The organism is Nocardia pseudobrasiliensis NBRC 108224 (assembly GCF_001613105.1).
In the GTDB taxonomy this organism is placed as follows: Bacteria; Actinomycetota; Actinomycetes; order Mycobacteriales; family Mycobacteriaceae; genus Nocardia; species Nocardia pseudobrasiliensis.
In genome coordinates this window covers 38424-58935 of sequence record NZ_BDBS01000043.1, presented here as the reverse complement: position 1 = coordinate 58935, position 20512 = coordinate 38424, and the positions used below count along the sequence as shown (strand labels likewise).

At 67.5% G+C, this 20512-nt stretch carries 19 protein-coding genes, 1 pseudogene and 1 riboswitch; of the genes and pseudogenes, 13 read left to right on the top strand and 7 right to left on the bottom strand.

Annotated elements, in window-relative coordinates:
- Positions 1-151: 151 nt before the first annotated feature.
- Positions 152-814, top strand: a complete 663-nt coding sequence (locus NP4_RS30210; protein WP_425464073.1) for a TetR/AcrR family transcriptional regulator — start codon at positions 152-154, stop codon at positions 812-814.
- On the opposite strand, the gene NP4_RS30205 is transcribed toward NP4_RS30210, so the two are convergent.
- Complete coding sequence (locus NP4_RS30205; protein ID WP_082876345.1) at positions 811-2280, bottom strand: threonine/serine exporter family protein; 1470 nt, start codon at positions 2278-2280, stop codon at positions 811-813. The genes NP4_RS30210 and NP4_RS30205 overlap by 4 nt on opposite strands.
- 105 nt (positions 2281-2385) lie before the next feature.
- Between NP4_RS30205 and NP4_RS30200 the strand changes: the two genes are divergently transcribed.
- Both NP4_RS30200 and NP4_RS30195 read left to right on the top strand, forming a co-directional pair.
- Positions 2386-4317 (top strand): acyl-CoA dehydrogenase family protein, encoded by a 1932-nt coding sequence (locus tag NP4_RS30200; RefSeq protein WP_068005219.1) that lies wholly within the window; start codon positions 2386-2388, stop codon positions 4315-4317.
- A gap of 4 nt (positions 4318-4321) precedes the next feature.
- On the top strand, positions 4322-4945 hold the full coding sequence (locus tag NP4_RS30195) for a phosphatase PAP2 family protein (RefSeq protein WP_068005217.1): 624 nt from the start codon (positions 4322-4324) through the stop codon (positions 4943-4945).
- On the opposite strand, the gene NP4_RS30190 is transcribed toward NP4_RS30195, so the two are convergent.
- Together NP4_RS30190 and NP4_RS30185 are read right to left on the bottom strand one after the other, a co-directional pair.
- On the bottom strand, positions 4884-5774 hold the full coding sequence (locus tag NP4_RS30190; protein ID WP_068005216.1) for a nuclease-related domain-containing protein: 891 nt from the start codon (positions 5772-5774) through the stop codon (positions 4884-4886). The genes NP4_RS30195 and NP4_RS30190 overlap by 62 nt on opposite strands.
- An 85-nt stretch (positions 5775-5859) precedes the next feature.
- Positions 5860-7578 (bottom strand): GMC oxidoreductase, encoded by a 1719-nt coding sequence (locus tag NP4_RS30185; RefSeq protein WP_068005315.1) that lies wholly within the window; start codon positions 7576-7578, stop codon positions 5860-5862.
- Between the two features lie 154 nt (positions 7579-7732).
- Here NP4_RS30185 and NP4_RS30180 point away from each other — a divergent pair, with 154 nt between their 5' ends.
- The 7 genes and pseudogenes from NP4_RS30180 to gcvP all read left to right on the top strand — a co-directional run bounded on the left by NP4_RS30180 (position 7733) and on the right by gcvP (position 14652).
- Positions 7733-8374 carry a CDP-alcohol phosphatidyltransferase family protein gene (locus NP4_RS30180; RefSeq protein WP_068005214.1) on the top strand — a complete coding sequence of 214 codons (642 nt, stop codon included), beginning with the start codon at positions 7733-7735 and terminating at the stop codon, positions 8372-8374.
- Between the two features lie 43 nt (positions 8375-8417).
- Positions 8418-8816 (top strand): glycine cleavage system protein GcvH, encoded by a 399-nt coding sequence (gene gcvH, locus NP4_RS30175; RefSeq protein WP_068005212.1) that lies wholly within the window; start codon positions 8418-8420, stop codon positions 8814-8816.
- A gap of 170 nt (positions 8817-8986) precedes the next feature.
- Positions 8987-9463: an oxoglutarate dehydrogenase inhibitor Odhl gene (odhI, locus tag NP4_RS30170; protein WP_062503557.1), complete on the top strand. Its 477-nt coding sequence runs from the start codon at positions 8987-8989 to the stop codon at positions 9461-9463.
- Between the two features lie 49 nt (positions 9464-9512).
- Positions 9513-10286 carry a transcriptional regulator FtsR gene (gene ftsR, locus NP4_RS30165; protein WP_114755492.1) on the top strand — a complete coding sequence of 258 codons (774 nt, stop codon included), beginning with the start codon at positions 9513-9515 and terminating at the stop codon, positions 10284-10286.
- 67 nt (positions 10287-10353) lie between these two features.
- Positions 10354-10827, top strand: a complete 474-nt coding sequence (locus tag NP4_RS30160; RefSeq protein WP_062503553.1) for a bifunctional nuclease family protein — start codon at positions 10354-10356, stop codon at positions 10825-10827.
- Positions 10828-11010: 183 nt separating this feature from the next.
- Positions 11011-11553: pseudogene (locus NP4_RS30155) on the top strand (MerR family transcriptional regulator); the annotation flags it as partial.
- A gap of 53 nt (positions 11554-11606) precedes the next feature.
- A riboswitch (glycine riboswitch) is annotated at positions 11607-11698 on the top strand.
- Positions 11699-11838: 140 nt separating this feature from the next.
- Complete coding sequence (gcvP, locus tag NP4_RS30150; protein ID WP_082876343.1) at positions 11839-14652, top strand: aminomethyl-transferring glycine dehydrogenase; 2814 nt, start codon at positions 11839-11841, stop codon at positions 14650-14652.
- 80 nt (positions 14653-14732) lie between these two features.
- Here the strand turns inward: gcvP and NP4_RS30145 are convergent, their stop codons facing one another.
- On the bottom strand, positions 14733-15032 hold the full coding sequence (locus NP4_RS30145) for a GIY-YIG nuclease family protein (RefSeq protein ID WP_068005209.1): 300 nt from the start codon (positions 15030-15032) through the stop codon (positions 14733-14735).
- A 169-nt stretch (positions 15033-15201) separates the two neighbouring features.
- Between NP4_RS30145 and NP4_RS41260 the strand changes: the two genes are divergently transcribed.
- The gene (locus tag NP4_RS41260; protein WP_068005208.1) at positions 15202-16038 is read left to right on the top strand and encodes a hypothetical protein; all 837 of its coding nucleotides are present in this window, start codon (positions 15202-15204) and stop codon (positions 16036-16038) included.
- Between the two features lie 6 nt (positions 16039-16044).
- Here NP4_RS41260 and NP4_RS30135 read toward each other — a convergent pair whose 3' ends face one another.
- From NP4_RS30135 to NP4_RS30125, 3 genes are read right to left on the bottom strand one after another with little or no spacing between them, the layout of a single operon-like run.
- Positions 16045-17748, bottom strand: coding sequence for a substrate-binding domain-containing protein (locus tag NP4_RS30135; protein WP_068005206.1), 1704 nt, complete (start codon positions 17746-17748; stop codon positions 16045-16047).
- 20 nt (positions 17749-17768) lie between these two features.
- On the bottom strand, positions 17769-18029 hold the full coding sequence (locus tag NP4_RS30130; protein ID WP_068005204.1) for a WhiB family transcriptional regulator: 261 nt from the start codon (positions 18027-18029) through the stop codon (positions 17769-17771).
- 26 nt (positions 18030-18055) lie between these two features.
- Entirely contained in the window at positions 18056-18601 is a 546-nt protein-coding gene (locus NP4_RS30125) for an HNH endonuclease (RefSeq protein ID WP_068005202.1), read from the bottom strand.
- 409 nt (positions 18602-19010) lie between these two features.
- On the opposite strand from NP4_RS30125, the gene NP4_RS30120 reads away from it, so the two are divergent.
- Both NP4_RS30120 and NP4_RS30115 read left to right on the top strand, forming a co-directional pair.
- Entirely contained in the window at positions 19011-20204 is a 1194-nt protein-coding gene (locus NP4_RS30120) for an inorganic phosphate transporter (protein ID WP_068005200.1), read from the top strand.
- 11 nt (positions 20205-20215) lie between these two features.
- A complete protein-coding gene (locus NP4_RS30115; protein ID WP_068005198.1) occupies positions 20216-20509 on the top strand; it encodes a hypothetical protein in 294 nt (97 codons plus the stop codon).
- The last annotated feature ends 3 nt before the right edge of the window (positions 20510-20512 follow it).

Sequence of the window (20512 nt, the reverse complement as noted above, 5' to 3'; positions counted from 1 at the left end):
CGGCGGACGGATCCTCCGCCGCCACGGGAGAATGCTGGGCCCGTTAGGCTCGTCCCAATACAGAAATCGGGAACTAGCAGGTCGGAGAGGGATGAACCAGCCCGCGCGCCGGGGTCGGGTGCCCGCGGTGAATGATGGGGACATTCGGCGGGTGGCGAGAACGCTTCTGGTACAGCAGGGTCCGGAGGCGGTGACGTTGCGCGCGATCGCGCGGGAGCTGGGCATCACCGCGCCCGCGCTGTATCGGTATTACTCCTCGCGCGAGGAGTTGGTGGCGGGGTTGCGCCACGACATCTGCGCGGATCTGGCCGCGGAACTCGCGGCACAGGCGGCGGAGTTACCCGATGACGGGGTGGTGCAATTGTTCGCCATCTGCAAGGGATTTCGGCACTGGGCGCTGGCGCACGCGCGGGAATTCACGCTGGTGTTCGCCTCGCCCACCGGATCCGGGCCCAGCGCCATGCGGCAGGTCGACGAGCCGTTCGGGCAGATCTTCCTGGCGGCGGCGGGCCGGCTGCTGGCGACCTACGACATCGTCACGCCCCCGGCCGAGGTGATTCCGGAGGCATTGCGCGAGGACCTCATCGGCTTCCAAGCCGCGCTCCTGGCCGCCTCGGAACATAAATTCCCCGCCGAGAAGCTGGACCTGGGGGTGACCTATCTGATGATCCAGCTGTGGGCGCGGCTGTACGGGCATGTGACCCTCGAGGTGTTCGGCAATTATCCGATGCCCGTGGGCGATCCGGACGCGCTGTTCGATGCCACGCTGGCCGATCTGGCGCGCACGATCGGATTGGGTGTCGAAGGCGCCTAGCTGTCGGGTCCGGCCATGGTCGGGCGTCGAATTCCCTGGAATCGCAGCAGCAGTCGCGGGCGGCGCAGGAAGCGGGCGAACCATTCACCGAGTACGACACCGGCGGCCAGCGCGCAGCCGATCGCGAACGCGGCGAACAGTTTGCTCAGGCCCATCAGCGGTTCCGATGCCAGCAGCGCCTGCAGGCCGCGGTAGACCGTCAAACCCGGTAGCAGCGGGGTGATTCCGGCCATCGCGACCACCAGCGGCGGGGTGAGCGCGCGGCGGGCCATCAGACCACCGGCCAGACCCACCACGGTGGCGGCCGCGCCGGAGGCCACGACGGGACCGAAGTTGGCGTGTTGGGTGACCAGATAGCAGACGGTGGCCACCGCACCGCTGAGTCCGGCCGCCGCCAGGGCCCGACGCTCCGCGTAGCAGGCCAGCGCGAAGGCCAGGGAGGCCACCGCACCGGCGGTCACCTTCAGCGGCAGATTGGTGATATCGGACGAGGACTGCATATCGATCGTCGGCGACACCGCGTGCAGCGGCTCGGCCAATCGCAGCGCCAGGGCCACTCCGGCGATGATGCCCGCGGTCATCATGAGCACCTCGAGCATGCGGGCCGCGGCGGTGATGGGTGCGCCGGTGATCGCGTCCTCGACCGCGCCGACCAGTTGTAATCCACTGAGCAGCACGGTGATTCCGGCCGCGACGATCAGCGACGGATTGGCCTCGAGCCGACCGGCGAAGGTGGCCAGTAGGATCGCGGGCGCGGTGGCGATCGCGCCGCCGGCGATGGCCTGGAAGAAGAACGGCAGGCCGCGACGGTTGAGCGCGCGATTGGTACGGTCGATGAGCGCGGTGGCGATCGAGCTGACCGCGGCCACCAGAACGCCGCCGCCGACCAGGAATCCGATCGCGGCGGCCAGCAGTGACCAGCCGAAGGTCGCCACCCAGCGGTTGTACGGATGCGGTGCGGTGGTGATCGCCTCGAGCGCCTGCTGCGCGTCCTCCGGCGGCACCACCTCGCGGCGGATGCGTCGGGTGAGCCGGTCCACCGCGGCCAAGCGGGTGAAATCCAGCGATCGGTGGTTGACCACGCGCATGGTGCTCGCGGGCGGCAGCGACGGGCCGCGGTCGGCGGAGATGCGGATCGCGTTGTAGGTGACGTCGATATCGCATTGGGACAGACCGTAGGTCGAGGCGATGAATTCGACGTGATTGGTGGTGTCCATGACCGAGGTGCCCGAGGCCAGCACCACATCCCCGACGCGCTCGGCCAGTTCCAGCACCTGGGTGACGCGGGCGTCGTCGGTGAGATCGACCGGTTGCAGCGGGGTGGGCGCGGGCACGACGGCGTCGACGGTCGCCTGACGTTCGGCCACGAGCCGGTCGACGACGCGGCCGAGCACCTGCCGGACGCGATTCTGTTGTTCGGGCACCGGCAGCACCTGGATAGGTTGCGTCTGCACCTCATCGCTCATACCTCGCAAAAGTAGTAGCGACCGCACGGATCGTCAGCCTCGGCTCGCACGACACGTGAGGCCGATCACGAGGGCGGGCGCCGGTCACGCCGTTAGGGTCGAGTTATGGCGACCGAATCCAAGACCTCGGCGGATCATCTACGCGCGGCACTCGACGGGCCGTGGCGGGAGGTTCGCGAGCAGGCGCGTCGGCAACTGTGCGACGACCGCCTGTTCGCCGATCCCTATCTGGACTACAAGGGCGCGCGGGCGCGGGTGCTCGACCAGATGCGGCTGGTCACCGAATTCGGCCTCGCCGAAAAGGGTTTCCGGCTCGAGCACGGCGGCACCGGCGAGCCCGGCGCGGCGGTCACCGGCTTGGAGATGCTGGCCTACGCGGATCTGTCGCTGTGGGTGAAATCCGGCGTGCAGTGGGGTCTGTTCGGCGGCGCGGTGGAGAATCTGGGCACCGAGCGCCACGACGATGTGGTCAAGCAGCTGCTGTCGCTGGATCTGCTCGGCTGCTTCGCGATGACCGAATCCGGGCACGGCAGCGATGTCGCGAATCTGGAGACCACCGCGACCTACGATCCCGCGACGCGAGAATTCGTGGTGCACAGCCCGACCGCGTCCGCGCGCAAGGACTACATCGGCGGTGCGGCCGAACACGCCCGCATGGCCGCGGTGTTCGCGCAGCTGATCACCGATGGCGAAGGTCGGGGCGTGCATTGCTTCCTGGTCCCGATCCGCGACGAGGAGGGTAACGATCTGCCCGGGGTCACCACCTCCGACTGCGGGCTCAAGGGTGGGCTGGCCGGTGTGGACAACGGCCGAATCCTGTTCGACCACGTGCGAATTCCGCGCGAGAACCTGCTCAACCGCTACGCCGACGTGGAACCCGACGGCACCTACAGCTCGGAGATCGAGAATCAGAGCCGACGCTTCTTCACCACCCTGGGCACGCTGGTGCGCGGGCGGGTCAGCGTCGGCGGCGCGGCCGCGGCCGGTGCGCGGGTGGCGTTGAGTATCGCGCTGCGCTACGCCGAGAAGCGGCGGCAGTTCAAGGACCCCGAGACCGGCGAGGAGACGGTGCTGTTGGACTACCGCAGCCATCAGCGTCGCCTACTGCCGCTGGTGGCGCGTTCGTTCGCGCTGGCGTTCGCGCAGAACGATCTGGTGCGGCGCATGCATGTCATCCAGACCGGACAGGATCTGGATCCGACCGCGCAGCGGGCGCTGGAGAAGCGGGCGGCGGGCCTGAAGGCCGCGCAGACCCGGCACGCCACCATCGCCATCCAGGAATGTCGCGAAGCGTGCGGCGGCGCGGGCTATCTCACCGAGAACCGGCTGGTGACGCTGAAGGCCGATACCGATGTGTTCACCACCTTCGAGGGTGACAATCTGGTGCTGACCCAGCTGGTGGCCAAGGAACTGCTGACCTCCTACGCCGATGAGGTGCGCGATCTGGACGCGCTGGGCTGGGTGCGGTTCGCCGCGACCATGGCCCGCGACGTGGTGCGCGAGAGTTCCGGTGTGCGCCAGCTGATCCAGCGGCTGCGCGATCTGTCCGACAACGGCGTGGACGACGGCGATCTGGCCCGCCGCTCGGTGCAACTGCAGCTGTTCGCCGACCGCGAGGACTATCTGGTCCGCACGGCCGCGCACCGGCTGCGCGCCCGGGCCCAGGACACCAATCCGTTCGAGGCGTTCAACAACGCGCAGGACCACATCCTGCTGGCGGGCGAGGCCCATATCGAGCGGCTGATCCTGGAGGCGTTCATCGAGGGCATCGCCGGAATCGACGATCCCGAGGCCCGCGAATTGGCCGACAGCGTCTGCGATCTGTTCGTCTACTCGACCATCGAACAGAACCAGGCGTGGTTCATCATGCACCGCTTCATGTCCGTGGACCGCGCGAAATCCGTCCGCCGCGGCGTGAACGAACTGGTCGACCGCCTGCGCCCGCACGCACCGACCCTGGTCGAGGCCCTGGGCGTACCCGAGGCGATGCTGCACGCGGCCATGCTCGACGATCCGAGCTCGCATCAGGGGGAGTAGGGAGTTGTGGTTGCTGGTCGCGGTGGTCGTCGCGACGATCACGACCATCGCGATCGGCGCGGTGATTCCGAACGACGGCGGGCCGACCGGCTTCGATCGGTGGATCGGGGACGGGATCGATCGTGCGCTGGGCACGCATCCGGGCGTATTCGAGGCGCTGGTGATTCCCAGCAACGGGTACATCGTGCTGCCGCTGCTGGTCATCGGTGCCGTCTGGTACGCCGGGCGGCGGCAGTGGTGGATCGTCGGATTCCTGCTCGTGGCACCGGAGTTGGTGGTGGCGGTCAACGCGGTGGCGCTGAAGCCTCTGTGGCATCGGCACTTACACGACTACCTGGCGTATCCGAGCGGGCACACTGTCCAATTCGTCTCCGTGGCAACGGCTTTCGTGCTCGTGGCCGAGCGGACGCGCACCCGCGTCGTGACGATCGTGGTGGCGGCGGTGGTCCTGGCCGGAATAGCGGTGGGCATGATCGGGCTCGGATATCACTATCCGACCGATGTGCTCGGCGGTACGGGCGCGGCGATCGCGGCGGTGACCGCGCTGTACGCGGGACTGTGCGCGCTCAGGGCGCGTAGGTCAGCAGCACCGAGATCACGAACCACAGCACCCACGCCGCCGCGATGAGCATGCCCAGGGCCATGGTGATGCGCAGGAACGCCCGGCCCATATCGATGTGTTCGGACTCCTTCGGATACAGCTCCCACGGGCTGTACCAGGGCGCGCGGAAAGCGAGCGGGCCCGCCGAGGATTGTGCGGCGAGGGCCTGCTGTTCGAGGAACGCCTCGGCCTGCGCCTGCTGCGGACCGCCGAACCACAGCGTGGTGTCGACCGGACCGCCGAAGCCCTCGGCGACCAGATCCTGCGGTGAGGGCAGATACGGCAGGATGCCCAGACCGCGAAACGCCATGGCCACATCGTTGACCGTCCACTGCGCCCGGCCCTGGGAGGCCAGCGTATTCAGATAGTCGGCCAGTTTGCGCTGATCATCACCCAGCAGCACCTGGAAGCTGGGATCGTTCCACAGCTGGCGGATCCGCAGATTCGCCCCGTGCGGCGGGACCACGAGCACCACACCGTGGACGACCCGTTGGCCGAGACCGCGCTCGGCCAGCCAGCTCTGCAGCGCGAAGGTGTGCTCGCGCGATTTGTCCAGCGGCGTGCGGCGATCGGCGCCCTCGAGGGTGACCATCTGACCGCCGACCCGCCACGGCCCGTTGAGCGGCACCTCGAGCTCACCGCTCACCCGCTCCACCAGCGCCTCGGTCTCGATGATCACGCAGCTGCCCGGCGTCCACACCACCGCGTCGAACTGATGCAGCCGATCGGCGTGGAACAGACTGGAATTCACCGTCGCCACGCCGTGCGGATCCCCGGGCCCCTTCCAGGTGCGCAGCCAGTCGATCAGCACCCGCTCGGCCAGGGTGCCCGCAGCGTTCTGCACTCGCACCAGCATGCGGACCCGCCCTTCTGCGTCGACACTCGTACTCGAAAGCATAAGTGGGCGCGCCGGTTCGAGCGGGTATCGCCGCGCTATCGGTCTATTCGGGCGTGGTCGAGCTCAGCGGTCGGGCGGCGTGGCGTCCCTCCACCGGGCTGATGGGCAGGCGCAATGCGCCGAAGGCGGCATCCGGGACCGTCGGGAAGTGCGGGCGCACCGGCTGGATGCGGCGGTAGCCGCCGCCGAGCTCCGGACGGGTGTCGGCCTCGCCGTTGTTGGGCCAGAAGGCCATTGCGCGCTCGGCCTGGGCGGTGATGGTGAGCGAGGGATTGACCCCGAGATTGGCGGTCACGCACGAACCGTCCGCGATATGCAGACCGGGATGGCCGAATACGCGCTGATACGGATCCACCACGCCGCTCTGCGGATCCTCGCCGATCACGCAGCCGCCGATGTAGTGCGCGGTCGCCGGGATATTGAACACGTCCATCACCAGACCCTGCACATCGCCGTCGACCTTCTCCCCGAAGCGGCGACCGACCTCGTGCGCCAGTGGAATCCAGGTCGGATTGGGCTCGCCGGTGCCCTGGCGGGTCTTGAGCTGGCCCCAGCGCCGGAACGAGGTCAGCGAGTTGTCCAGCGACTGCATCACCAGCAGGATCACCGACTTCTCCGACGCCCGACGGGCATTGAGGCTGCGCAGGAACACCATCGGATGGGCGAACATCGCCAGCAGGAAGCGCAGGAACCGGAACGCCCCGCCGTCCACGATCGGCGCCGACAGCGGGAACAGCGCGTTCTGCCCCTTTCCGTAGTGGCACACCTCGATATGGGTGTCGGGTTCGGGATGGATCGAGGAGGTGATCGCGATGCCCTCGGCGAAATCGTCGCGGGCGCGGCTGACCACATTGAGAATGGCCTCGGAATTACTGCGGGTCAGCTCGCCCAGGCGCGGCGACAGATTCGGCAGCACCCGCTCGTCGCGCATCTTGTGCAGCAGCTTCTGCGTGCCCAGCGCGGCCGCGGCGAATACCACCTGCTCGGCGGTGAAGGTTCTGCGCTGCTTGCGGATCCAGCGATCCGAACGCGCGGTCTCGATGGCGTAGCCGCCCTTGACCATCGGCCGCACCCGGGTGGCGGTGGTGAGTTCGAACACCTTGGCCCCGGCCTGCTCGGCCAGATACAGATAGTTCGTGGGTGTGGTGTTCTTGGCGTTGTGCGGACAGCCGGTGAAGCAGCGCGCGCAGTGGATGCAGCCACTGCGGCGCGGGCCGACGCCGCCGAAATAGGGATCGTCGACCTCGACGCCCGGATCGTCCTCGTTGAAGAAGACGCCGACATTGGTCGGGTGGAAGGTGTCGGCCACGCCCATGTCCTCGGCGATCGAGCGGATCACCTCGTCGGCGGGTGTCATGCGCGGATTCGGCGCCACGCCCAGCATGCGCTTGGCCTGGTCGTAGTAGGGCGCGAGTTCGCTCTGCCAGTCGGTGATGTGCGCCCACTGCTTGTCGCGATAGAAGTTGGGCAGCGGTTCGTAGAGGGTATTGCCGTAGATCAGCGATCCGCCGCCGACCCCGGACGCGGAGAACACCGCGCATTTGCCCAGCACGCTGATCCGCTGCGGGCCGGTCAGCCCCAGTCGCGGCGCCCAGATCGACTTGCGCACATTCCAATTCGTCTTGGGAATGGCCTCCGCGGGCCAGCGGCGACCGGATTCGAGCACGGCCACCCGGTAACCCTTCTCGGTCAGCCGCAGTGCGCTCACGCTCCCTCCGAAACCGGAGCCGATCACCACCACGTCGTAGTCGAAGTCGGGCATGGCCATCCTCTCTGCACCGCACAAATGAAACGATTTGCGACTCATTCTGTCACTTCGCTGTGACGACGGGAAAGTCCGCGTGGATCCCGATTCTCATCCTCCCGCCGCCACCCCGCGCGGCGTGCCCGAATGGCGGTGTCGACGGGATTCGGGTATGCAACAGGCTGTGACCACCGAACCCGCCTCGGACCCGGACGATCCCGGCAGCGACCGCATCCTCACCGTGCCCAACGCGCTGAGTGTGCTGCGGTTGATCGGGGTGCCGGTGCTGCTGTGGTTGCTGCTGGTCGAGCGGGCCGATGGCTGGGCGTTCACCTTGCTGATCGTCAGCGGCGTGACCGACTTCCTGGACGGCAAGCTGGCTCGGCTGCTGGATCAGTCCTCGCGGCTGGGCGCGCTGCTGGATCCGTTCGTGGACCGGCTGTATCTGATCGCCACCATCCTGGCCCTGCTGCTGCGCGGCATCCTGCCCTGGCAGGTGGTGGCGATTCTGCTCGTGCGCGAGGCGATCCTGACCGCAACGCTGGTGATCTACCGCCGCCGCGAGCTGCCGCCGCCGGATGTGATCTATCTCGGCAAGGCCGCCACCTTCGCGCTGATGTCGGCGCTGCCGTGGCTGCTGGCGGGTGAGATGGATTGGGCCGCAGCGGGTTTCGGTCATGCCTTCGGCTGGGCGCTGATGATCTGGGGTACGGCCGCCTACGTCTGGACCGGTGTGCTCTACCTCGGTAAGGCGCTGGCCGTGGCCCGAGCGATACCGGCTGTGCCGCACGGCAGCCGGGAGCCGATAAGGTGAGCACGACGCGAGTGAGTACGAGCCCTGTGAAAGGACTGCACCAGTGACCTCCATTCCCGAGGATCTGCGCTACACCGAGCAGCACGAATGGGTGCGCCGGATCGATCCGACTCGTGTGCGTGTCGGCATCACCGACTACGCTCAGTCACAGCTCGGTGACGTGGTGTTCGTGCAGTTGCCCGCGGTCGATGCGGATGTCAAGGCCGAGGAGGGCATCGCGGAGGTGGAATCCACCAAGAGCGTCTCCGACATCTACGCGCCGCTGAGCGCGAAAGTCGTTGCGGTGAACGATCTTCTGGATTCCGAGCCGGAGACGTTGAACACCGATCCCTACGGCGACGGATGGATGTTCGAGCTGAAGGTGGACGACGCCGCAACGCTCGACGCGACCCTCGGTGAACTGCTCGATGCCGCAGGTTATCAAGGAGTTATCGGGGGCTGAAGCCGCCTTCACAGTTCTACCTGCACGGGATCGCCCTGGCAGGGTACGGTCAATGCCAACAGATGTGCCGGCGGCCGGTGCCGGAATTTCCAAGGGCGCGACAGCCGGTCGCGTTGGGTGACGGCTTCGACAAGCTTGTACGGATAATCGGTTCGAGGAGGAGAGCAAGGGTGAGCGAGAACAAAGACCCGGGGTACGGGGAGAGCGCGGCCGAGACGACATCGGTGTTCCGCGCTGACTTCCTCAACGAGGTCGACGCGTCGCGCTCCGGGGAAGCGACCGGCGAACAGCCGGTCCAAGGGGTCGAGGGTCTGCCTCCGGGTGCTGCCCTGCTGGTGGTCAAGCGGGGTCCGAACGCGGGCTCGCGGTTCCTGTTGGATCAGCCCACCACCTCTGCGGGGCGTCACCCCGACAGCGACATTTTTCTCGACGATGTCACGGTCTCGCGTCGTCACGCGGAGTTCCGTCAGGACGACGACACCTTCCAGGTCGTCGATGTGGGCAGCTTGAACGGCACCTATGTGAACCGGGAGCCGGTGGACTCCTCGGAGCTGCAGAACGGTGACGAGGTGCAGATCGGCAAGTTCCGGCTGGTCTTCCTGACCGGCCCGCGGCCCGCCCAGAGCGATGCGGCGGGCGCGCTCTAACCGGCCGGGATCGTAGATGACAGGCGCAGCGCAGTGGACCCGCGGAGGTATGTCGATCGGCTCCGTGCTGGACCTGCTGCGTCCGGACTTTCCGGATATCACCATTTCCAAGATCCGCTTCCTCGAATCCGAGGGGCTGATCAGCCCGGAGCGCACGCCCTCGGGCTATCGCAGGTTCTCGGTGGCCGACGTCGAGCGGTTGAAATTCGTCCTGACCGCTCAGCGCGACCAGTACCTGCCGTTGAAGGTGATCAAGGAGCAGTTGGAGGCGATCGACAGCGGCGCCGCGACGCTCGGGGTGCGCGAGGCGCGCGCCCGGGCCGACGGCGTCGACGCGGCCGGAGCGGGGCGTGCGCCCGACTCCGTCACCGCGGCCAATGGTCTGAACCCACCGCGGAGGCTCGGCGTGGTACCGGGTGAGATCTCGCCGGACGAGCTGCGATTCGATCACGAAATCCGGGTCACGCGAACGGATCTGCTCGAACAGGCCGGTATCGATGAGAAATTTCTCACCGAACTGATCCGAGCCAATCTGATCACCCCGGGCGCCGCGGGATTCTTCGACGCCGAGGCGGTGATCCTGGCCCGTACGGCCAAGGCGATGAGCGAATTCGGTTTGGAGGCAAGGCATCTGCGCGCCTTCAAACTCGCCGCCGATCGGGAGGCCGCCATGGTCGCCCAGATCGCCGCGCCGATCGCCAAGGGGCGCGACGCCGACGCGCGCGCCCGGGCGGAAGAGACGGTCCGCGAGCTCGCGGCGCTGTCGTTGACATTGCATACCAGTCTGGTGAAGACCTCGGTGCGCGCTGCCCTCGGTGGCTGAAATCTTCGCCTAGACTCGGTGATACGGCCGTCGAGCGCCAGCGAGCGAGCGCCAGCGAGGTGGAGTCATGAGTGAGATGCGTGTGATCGGCATTCGTGTCGAGCAGCCCCAGAACCAGCCTGTGCTGCTGCTCCGCGAGGTTGATGGGGATCGGTACCTACCCATTTGGATCGGGCAGGCGGAGGCGACGGCGATCGTCCTCGAGCAGGAGGGCGTCACGCCGATCCGGCCGCTGACCCACGATCTGATCAAGATCCTCGTGCACGAGTTGGGCCATACCCTCAAGGAGGTCCGGATCGTGGACCTGCAGGAGGGCACCTTCTACGCCGATCTGGTCTTCGAGAACGACTTACGCATCTCCGCGCGTCCCTCGGATTCGGTTGCCATCGCCTTGCGGGTGGGTTGCCCGATCTACGCGGAGGAGCCGGTCCTCGAGGAGGCCGGGCTCGTCATGCCCGACGAGCGCGAGGACGAGGTGGAGAAGTTCAAGGAATTTCTCGAGTCGGTGTCGCCGGACGATTTCAAGGCCACCGACAGTTAGAGTCCTTTTGGTACGGATTCACCCTTCAACCTCACGTTGAGGTTGAAAAACACGCCGCTCGCGGAGTTTGATCCGAGGCCGATCGAGCCGAGACAATCGAGGGAGTAGCCTCGATAGTTAGGCCGTTGTTCTACTTCGGCGAAGCAGTGAGGGGAGTTGTTCGTGGCAGATCAACCGCAGCAGGGTGTGGTGCAGCCAGGGCTGTTCCCCGATGACACGGTCCCCGACGAACTGGTGGGCTACCGGGTCCCGAGCGCGTGCCAGGTGGCGGGCATCACCTACCGCCAGCTCGACTACTGGGCCCGGACGGGTCTGGTCGTGCCCTCGATCCGCAGCGCCTCGGGTTCGGGCAGCCAGCGACTGTATTCGTTCAAGGACATCCTGGTCCTCAAGATCGTCAAGCGGCTGCTCGACGCGGGCATCTCGCTACAGAACATCCGCATCGCCGTCGACCACCTACGCAGCCGCGGCGTGGAAGATCTCGCGGGCATCACCCTGTTCTCCGACGGCGCCACCGTCTACGAATGCACCTCCCCGGAAGAGGTCGTCGATTTACTGCAGGGCGGACAGGGCGTCTTCGGCATCGCCGTGAGCGGGGCCATGCGCGAGCTGACCGGTGCGATCGCCAACTTCCCGGCCGAACGCGCCGAGGTCCAATCCTCGAGCGACCGCCCGGAGGACGAACTGGCGTTCCGGCGCAAGGCGCGCATGAGCAAGACGGGTTAGACCGGGTCGGTAATACGCTGTTCACCTTCCATTGCTTAGACTGGCGGTTGCGTCGCCGCCGTGCGGGAGAGTTCCGGGTAACCGGACGCCGAAGGAGCAGCACCTCCCCGTCAATCTCTCAGGCACCAGGGACCGTACGGACACTCGACGCCTCTGGAAAGAGGTGGCTGCACACAATGCAGACCACCCGCCCATGGGGAAAAGGGAGCCCGAGTCCGGGGCCCTGAATCTCTCAGGCGCCACGACAGAGGGGGAGGGCCCGACCCGACCCTCCTGGGAGCTGCCGTGACCCGTTCCTTTGCCGATCGTCACATCGGACCCGATTCCGCTGCCGTCGATCACATCCTCCGCACCCTGGGCATCGGCTCGCTGGACGAGCTGGCCGCCCGCGCGGTCCCGGCGAGCATCCTCGACGACCCCGCCGGCAACGATCTGAGCGTGCTGCCCGCCCCGGCCTCCGAGCACGAGGCACTGAACGAACTTGCCGCCCTGGCGCATTCGAATACCGTGGCCACCTCGATGATCGGCCTCGGCTACTACGACACGCTGACCCCGCCGGTGCTGGTGCGCAGCCTGCTGGAAAATCCGGCCTGGTACACCGCCTACACCCCGTATCAGCCCGAGATCAGCCAGGGCCGGCTCGAGGCGCTGCTGAACTTCCAGACCATGGTGTCGGATCTGACCGGCATGGAGGTCGCCAACGCGTCCATGCTCGACGAGGCCACCGCGGCCGCTGAGGCCATGACGCTGCTGCAGCGCGCCAACCGCGTCAGCAAGTCCGCCCGACTGCTCATCGACACCGATCTGTTCCCGCAGACCCGCACGGTGCTGTTCACCCGGGCCGAGCCGCTGGGCATCGAGATCGTCGAGGCGGACCTGAGTTCCGGCGTGCTGCCCGAGGGCGATTTCTTCGGCGTGCTGGTCCAAGCCCCGGGCGCCTCGGGCCGCATCGTCGACTGGACCGCGCTGATCGCCGCCGCGCACGAGCGCGGCGCGCTGGTCGCCGCGGGCGCGGATCTGCTGGCGCTGACGCTGATCACCTCGCCCGGCGAGCAGGGCGCGGATGTCTGTTTCGGCACCACGCAGCGTTTCGGCGTGCCGCTGGGCTTCGGCGGCCCGCACGCGGGCTATCTCGCGGTGCGCAACGCCCACGCGCGGCAGCTGCCGGGCCGTCTGGTCGGCGTCTCGGTCGACGCCGACGGCAACCGGGCCTACCGCCTGGCGCTGCAGACCCGTGAGCAGCACATCCGCCGCGAGAAGGCGACCTCCAATATCTGCACCGCGCAGGTGCTGCTGGCCATCGTGGCCGCCATGTACGCCAGCTATCACGGGGCCGACGGACTGCGCGCGATCGCGCGCCGGGTGCACGGGCTGGCCGCGCGACTGGCGGCCGGACTCGGCGAAGCCGTTGTGCACGAACGGTTCTTCGACACCGTGCTGGTGCATGTGCCCGGCGGGGCGGAGGCCGTGGTGGCCAAGGCCAAGGGGCGCGGGATCAATCTGCGCCTGGCCGACGCCGATCACGTCGCCGTCGCCTGCGATGAGGCGACCACCGACGCGCATGTCGCGATCGTGCTGGAGAGCTTCGGCGCCGACGGTGTCGCGGGCGAGGGTGAGCTGCCCTCGATCGAGACTCGCACCTCGAAGTATCTGACCCACCCGGCGTTCACCAGCTACCACACCGAAACCGCCATGCTGCGGTATCTGCGCCGCCTGTCGGACAAGGATATCGCCTTGGACCGCAGCATGATTCCGCTCGGCTCCTGCACCATGAAGCTCAACGCCACCGCGGAGATGGAACCCATCACCTGGCCCGGCTTCTCCCGGCTGCATCCGTACGCGCCGGTCGAGGACGTGCCCGGCATGCTGCGGGTGATCGAGGATCTGGAGGGCTGGCTCTCGGCGGTCACCGGCTACGACCGGGTCAGCCTGCAGCCCAACGCGGGCAGCCAGGGCGAGTACGCCGGACTGCTGGCCATTCGGCGTTACCACCTCGATCGCGGTGACACCCACCGGGATACGTGCCTGATCCCGTCGAGCGCGCACGGCACCAACGCGGCCTCGGCGGCCATGGCCGGGCTGCGCGTGGAGGTCGTGAAGTGCCGTGACAACGGTGACGTCGATCTGGACGATCTGCGCGCCAAGATCGCCGACCACGCCGATCGGCTGGCCTGCATCATGATCACCTACCCGTCCACGCACGGCGTGTACGAGCACGAGGTCGCCGAACTGTGCGCGCTGGTGCACGACGCGGGCGGTCAGGTGTACGTCGACGGCGCGAACCTCAATGCCCTTGTGGGACTTGCCCGTCCAGGCCGCTTCGGCGGCGACGTCTCGCATCTGAACCTGCACAAGACCTTCTGCATCCCGCACGGCGGCGGCGGTCCCGGCGTGGGCCCGGTGGCGGTGCGCGAACATCTGGCGAAGTACCTGCCCGGCGATCCGCTCGAATCCGGCTCGCACGCGGTCTCCGCCGCGCTCTACGGTTCGGCCTCGATCCTCCCGATCACCTGGGCCTACATCCGCATGATGGGCGCCGACGGCCTGCGCCGCGCCACCCTGACCGCCATCGCGTCGGCCAATTACATTGCGCGGCGGCTGGATCCGCACTTCCCGGTGCTCTACACCGGCGAGAACGGCATGGTCGCCCACGAGTGCATCCTGGACCTGCGCGAGATCACCAAGCGCACCGGCGTCACGGTCGACGATGTGGCGAAGCGGCTGGCCGACTACGGCTTCCACGCTCCCACCATGAGTTTCCCCGTAGCGGGCACCCTCATGGTCGAGCCCACCGAAAGCGAAAACCTCGAAGAACTGGACGCTTTCATCGACGCGATGATCGCGATCAAGGCGGAGATCGATCAGGTAACCGAGGGCGCGTGGCCGGTGGAGAACAGCCCGCTGCGTGGGGCTCCCCACACCGCCGCCGCACTGGTCGGAGAGTGGGACTACCCCTACTCCCGCGAAACGGCCGTCTACCCCCAGGGCGTCCACGCCGCCCGCGCCAAGGTCTGGCCCGCGGTCCGCCGCATCGATGGCGCCTTCGGCGACCGCAACCTGGTGTGCTCATGCCCGCCGCTGGAAGCGTACGCGGAGTAGGCCTCCAGCGATCCGGACGTCCGCTCACGGGCAGGGGCTCGGTAGCGGACGTCCGGGGGGTTCGCGCCGTTGTGAATCCGCTACAGCAGCGATCGGTACAGATCGTCCCAGTCCGGGTTGGATGCCTCGATCAACGCGATCTTGCGAGGGCGGCTGTACCCCTTCAGCCGTCGTTCGCGGAGTAGGGCGTTCTCCAAGGTTGCGTGTGCCTCGTACCAGACCAGCGTGTGAATGCCGTGGCGTCTGGTGTAGCTCGGGACGACATTGTTCTTGTGCTGCCAGATCCGCCCCACGAGATTGCGTGTCGCGCCCACGTACAGCATGCCCTGTGGCCTGTCGGCCATGATGTAGGTGCACGGGATCCACTGTCTCCTCCCCATGGGTGAGAGGATCCCACGCGGTACCGACAGGTGCGGGTGCGGGCGAACCGGTTCGTATGGTCTGTTCGCGAAACATACTGTGGCGCTTGGTTGTTGGTTTCCGGTCTGGTGGCTTCCCGGGCGGCGCACACTGAGGGGGTTCGACCTACCGGTGTGCTGGAGAGACGTCATGCTCGTATTCATCGATAAGTCCGCGCCCGAGGGCTCGCGGGAGGTTCCGCAGAAGGATTTCTCCGCGGCGGCGAAAGCGCTCGCGGGGCGGGTGGATCCGCCGACCGGCGGGGCGGGGGTGTTGCACAAACTGCTCGCCGTGGTGGTGGAGGAGGCCATTCGGGATTCCGAGCAGATGTTCACCGACGCCGATGTGATCGCGGCCTACCGGAAGCTGCATCGGCTGGCGCAGGCGCGGGTGGCCAAGTGGCAGGCCGATGCGGAGACCTGTCGGAAGTTTCTGGGAGACAAGGAGAATCAGAGCCGGGCCCTGCAATTGACCCGGGCGCAGCGGGCGCAGGACAAGGAGCTGGGCAAGCTCGAGCAGGCGCAGTTCGTGGTGATCACGCGGGGAACCGACCCGACGCAGGCGTTGAACATCATGACCTACGAGACCTTCGGCGGACTGTGGCCGGGGCCCGCGCGCGATGACAAACCCAGCGAGGAGGCCGCGAGCACCCAGACCGGCTTCGGGGTGAAGACGACCGAAGAGGGCCGCATCGAGGAGTGGTCGCTGGGGGCGCTGACCGGATTCGCCACCGGTGGTTTCCTGCTGATCGCCGCGGCGCGGCCGGATACCGTGCGGCTGCCGCCGGAGAAGGTGCGCGGCGGCGGGGAACGCGGGGTGTGCGGATTCGCCGATCAACGCCTGCTCGGGGTGGCGCTGCTCAGCGAGGGCCGCGTCGCCACCGATATCCAACCGCTGGACCGCGCGATCGAGAGCATTCTCAAACGAGGCGCCGACAATGCCGCCAGCGCCCTGCGCGATGCCGTCCTGCGTCGCTCGATCGTCTGAACGGCGTCAGGGCGTGGTGAGGGTCTGACTCATCGCCGTACCGAAGGCCAGATCGTCGGTGCTGGCGACGCGGGTCAGCGTGCCGCCGGACTTCTGCGCCAGGGTCTGCAGGGTCGGACTGGTCTTCGAGCCGATGACGATGATGTCGATGCGGATCGGATGGGCCGGATCGGTCGCGGCGGCGATATCGGCGATGAGCTGATCGCCGGTGATATTCGAATCGTCGTTGGGGCCGCCGGTGATCAACACCACGGAATTGGTTCGCCCCGCGGCGAATCCGCTCGCGGCGCTGCGGTAGGCCGCCTCGAGGGCCGGATAGGTGCGATCGGTCTTCGCGGTGGTGGCGCTGACATCGGCGAGGGCCTTGGCCATTTCCGTGCGGTGCTGCTGGGTGAGCGGACCGGTCGGGGAGACGATCTTGTACGGAGTGTCGCCATCGGTGTCGTGGGCGTAGGTCCACACGCCCAGACCGAAGTCCGGTGGCATGGTGTTCATCGTCGACTGCAGCGCGCCGAGGGTGTTGCCGAGACGGGTCAGCGTGCCGTCATTGACGCCCATGGCCGCGGAGGTGTCGATCAGGACGGTCGCCTGCACGCCCAGCACCGGATTGGCCAGCACCGAACGAACCTGCTCCAGAACGGCTTTCGCGGGCGATGCGGTCGCGGTCGCGGGGGTGGCGGCGAATCCGTTGTCGGCGAACAGCTTCTGCTGTTCGGGTGCGCGCAGGTAGTCGACGAACAGGCCCGCGATGAGGTTCTGGGTCTTGTCGACCCACGGGCCGTTCAACAGCGCGGCCGGATAGTCGGCCACCGGCGCGGTTCCGGCGGGGCGGAATTCCGCGATCCCGCCCTTGGCCTTCAGCCGCTGTTCGGTCACCGGGACGGCGTGAATCGGGGCCTTGGCCGGATCGCCGGGTTCGGCGAGGGCGGCCAACGCGGCGGCCGAGTCGGTCGCCTTCGGCGCGCCCGCGGCGAGTTTGGAGATGGCGGCGACGACCTGGCCGGACTTGGCCTCCTCCACGGTGAGCGGATCATCGGTCGCGAGCGCTGCGCCGACCGTGGCCGCGACGGCCAGGGTGTCGTCCTCGACCGGGGTTCCCGGCTGTAAGCCGTCGCCGCCGGGCAATGCCAACCGCAGCCCGCCCCAACCCTGGAGTCCGATCTCGCCGAGCGAACCCTGCTGCAGCTTGGGCAGATCCGCCCAGCCGGTCTTCGCGGTCTCGAGCGCCTGGCGCAGCGGATCGGGCACCGCCAGCACGATGGGGCTCGCCGCGACCGGCGTCGGCGTGCCCTCGACCAGTCCGGGCACCCGCATCGCCTCCACCGACCGCGAGGAGTTCGCGATCCACAGCGCGGGCTGCGCGCCGAGGGCGGGATTCCATGCGGGGGCGGTGAATCCGGCCACCATCGCGGTCGAGGGTTGGGCGATCACCCGCACGCTCGCGCAGTGATCGCGGACCTTGGGCGCGGTGGCGTTGAAGCGGTCCGCCGCGGCCCGCACGGGAGTCAGCAGATCCGGGTCGACGGTGACGCTCAGGCTGGCCGCGCCCTCGACGCACTCGGCGGCCGCGCTGCGGCTCTCGTCGGCGGCGCGATGGCTGAGCCAGAACCAGCCGACGACCGCCGCGACTGCCAGCAGCACGGCCACCACGGATATGACCAGCCCCTTGCTGACGCCCCGTGAACCGCCCGCACTGCGATGTGTACCCACGAAGTGCCAGTTTAGGGTGACTACTCCCGGACCAGGCGGCCGCGGTCGTACTCGTGCCCGCCCCAGACGCCGGTCTGGCTCGTGGCCGCGGCGAACTCACCGCACTGACGACGAATCGGGCACTCGGCGCATATGCTCCGCGCGTAGGTGAAGTCCTGCGACGGGTACGGGAACCACGCCTCGTGGTTCGGATCACCCTTGCAGGCGGCCTGCTCCCAGCTCTGCGAATCCGAGAGCGGGAGCAGATCCACCAGTGTGAGCTCGTGTACTGCGTTGGTCATTTCCGGTCCCCTCCTTCTCGGGGTTCTCAGGTGGCGGCGGCCAGGTCCTTCCAGATCCGCCGTTGGGTCCGGGCCGGCTCGGTGGGCGCCTTGGGCTCCCACAGCAGTCGCATCCCGGCCTCCTCGGGCGTGCGGTCGGCCTTGCGGGTGTTGCAGGGACCGCACGCGGCGATGAGGTTGTTCCAGGTGTTCGGTCCGCCCCGGCTGCGCGGGCGGATGTGGTCTACGGTGCGGGCCCAACCGGCGCAGTATCCGCACCGGTGCCGGTCGCGGCGCAGCACACCGGCGAGGGTGGCCCGGCTCTCGTCCTCCACGAGCACCTTGTGTTCGAGATAGACGTAACGCAGCAGCCGAATCGTCTCGGGCAGGGCTATTTCCAGATGCTTCGAGCGAATCGGGAAATACGGTTCCCGGGCGGCGACGGTCTCGGCCACGCCGGAGACCAGCAGCACCACCGCGCGGTCGGCGCCGACCTCGGTGAGCGCCTCGTAGGAGGCATTGAGCACCAGGACGTCGGTGTGTATCCAGTTGTCGGGATCGGGGGTCGCCTCGGCGGCGCGGCGGAACAGCATGGGAGTCACCATGTTTCGTGAAAGCGGGAGGTATCGGGAAGGGGAGGGTCAGGCCCGTGCCGGGAGGCGGCCGTACGGCGATCGCCGCTCGTGACTCGAAAGTCGCTGTATGCCACGGTCATTCATATGGTCGGGCTGCATCGGCCACCTCCTCCTTCCTGGTGCTCGCCGGAGTGATCATCGCCAATGGTGACACAGCGTTACGCCGTTGTCGGGTGATTTTTCGGGGGGCGGGGCCGCGACGGGCCGCCCGTCTCGGATACAACGAGGGGCCTGCCGGATTTGTTCCACTCGCGGACAAGCAATTCCGTCCCGATGGAACTATTGCCCGGGCCGCCCCGGCTGAACATTCCATGAATTGACAGCAACCCGTCTCGCCTCCGCGCCCCGGGCGGCGAACACTGGACGCGTGACCGCAGAAATCATTGTGCTCACGATTGTGATCGTTACCGCACTCGCCTTCGATTTCACGAACGGGTTCCACGACACCGCCAACGCCATGGCCACCTCGATCGCTACAGGGGCGCTGGGACCCCGTGTCGCGGTGGGGCTTTCGGCGGTACTGAATCTGGTCGGCGCATTCCTGTCGGTGGAGGTCGCCAAGACCGTCTCCGGCGGTCTGCTCAACATCTCCTCCGTGCACGGTATGGCCCTGCTGCAGATCGTGTTCGCCGGCCTGGTCGGCGGCATCCTCTGGAATCTGCTCACCTGGCTGCTGGGTCTGCCGTCGAGTTCCACCCATGCCCTGTTCGGTGGGCTGATCGGGGCGGCGATCGCCGCACTCGGCGCCGGCGGGGTGATCTGGACCGGTGACAAGAGCACCGGTCTGATCAACAAGATCATCGTTCCGGCGCTGCTGGCGCCCTTCGTCGCGGCCCTGGTCGCGGCGCTGGGCACCTTCGTCATCTATCGGCTCACCCGCGGCTCCGCGGAGAACAAGGTGAAATCCGGATTCCGGTGGGGTCAGATCGGTTCGGCCTCGCTGGTCTCGCTGGCGCACGGCACCAACGACGCGCAGAAGACCATGGGCGTGATCTTCATGGCTTTGGTCGCGCACGGCACCTACACCAATGCGGACGACATACCGATCTGGGTGAAGATCTGCTGTGCGGTGGCCATCGCCGCGGGCACCTATCTGGGTGGCTGGCGGATTATTCGCACCCTCGGCAAGGGGTTGGTGGAAATCGATCCGCCGCAGGGTTTCGCCGCCGAATCCTCCTCGGCCGCAATTATCCTCACCTCGGCTCAGTTCGGTCTGCCGCTGTCGACCACGCATACCGCGACCGGTTCGATCCTCGGCACCGGGTTGGGCAAGCCGGGTGCGGAGGTGCGCTGGGGCGTAATGGGCCGGATGGTGGTCGCGTGGGTGCTCACGCTGCCGCTGGCCGCGCTGACCGGCGCGCTGTGCTGGGGCATCGCGCATCTGATCGGCGGGCTGGGCGGCGTGCTGTTCGATCTCGCGATCCTGATCGGGCTCTCGACCTACATGTATCTGCGGGCGCGGCGCAATCCGGTGCACACCGACAATGTCAACGAGGATTGGGAGGGTGGGCTCACTCCGCCGTCCAATCTCGCCGACACCGCCACCGGCGCGGCGGCATAGGAGGATCGAGCGTGCACACCTTCACCGCCATCGTGAAATCGCTCGGCGAGGTCGTGGCCATCGCCGTGGTGCTGGGGGCCGGGCTGCCCATCGTATTCGGGCTCGGCATCCGGTTCTGGTCGATGGAGACCGTCGGGCCCGATGGCGCGGTCGCGCGGCGCAATCCGGTCGCGCAGGCCGTGGCCTATATCTGCTTCGCGGTCGTGATCGTCGCGGTGGTCGCTGGAATCCTCTATATCGCAAAGGATTTCATCAGCCATACCTTCGATGTCCAATTGTTCGGCGCCAAACCCCCGAAGAAGTAGCAC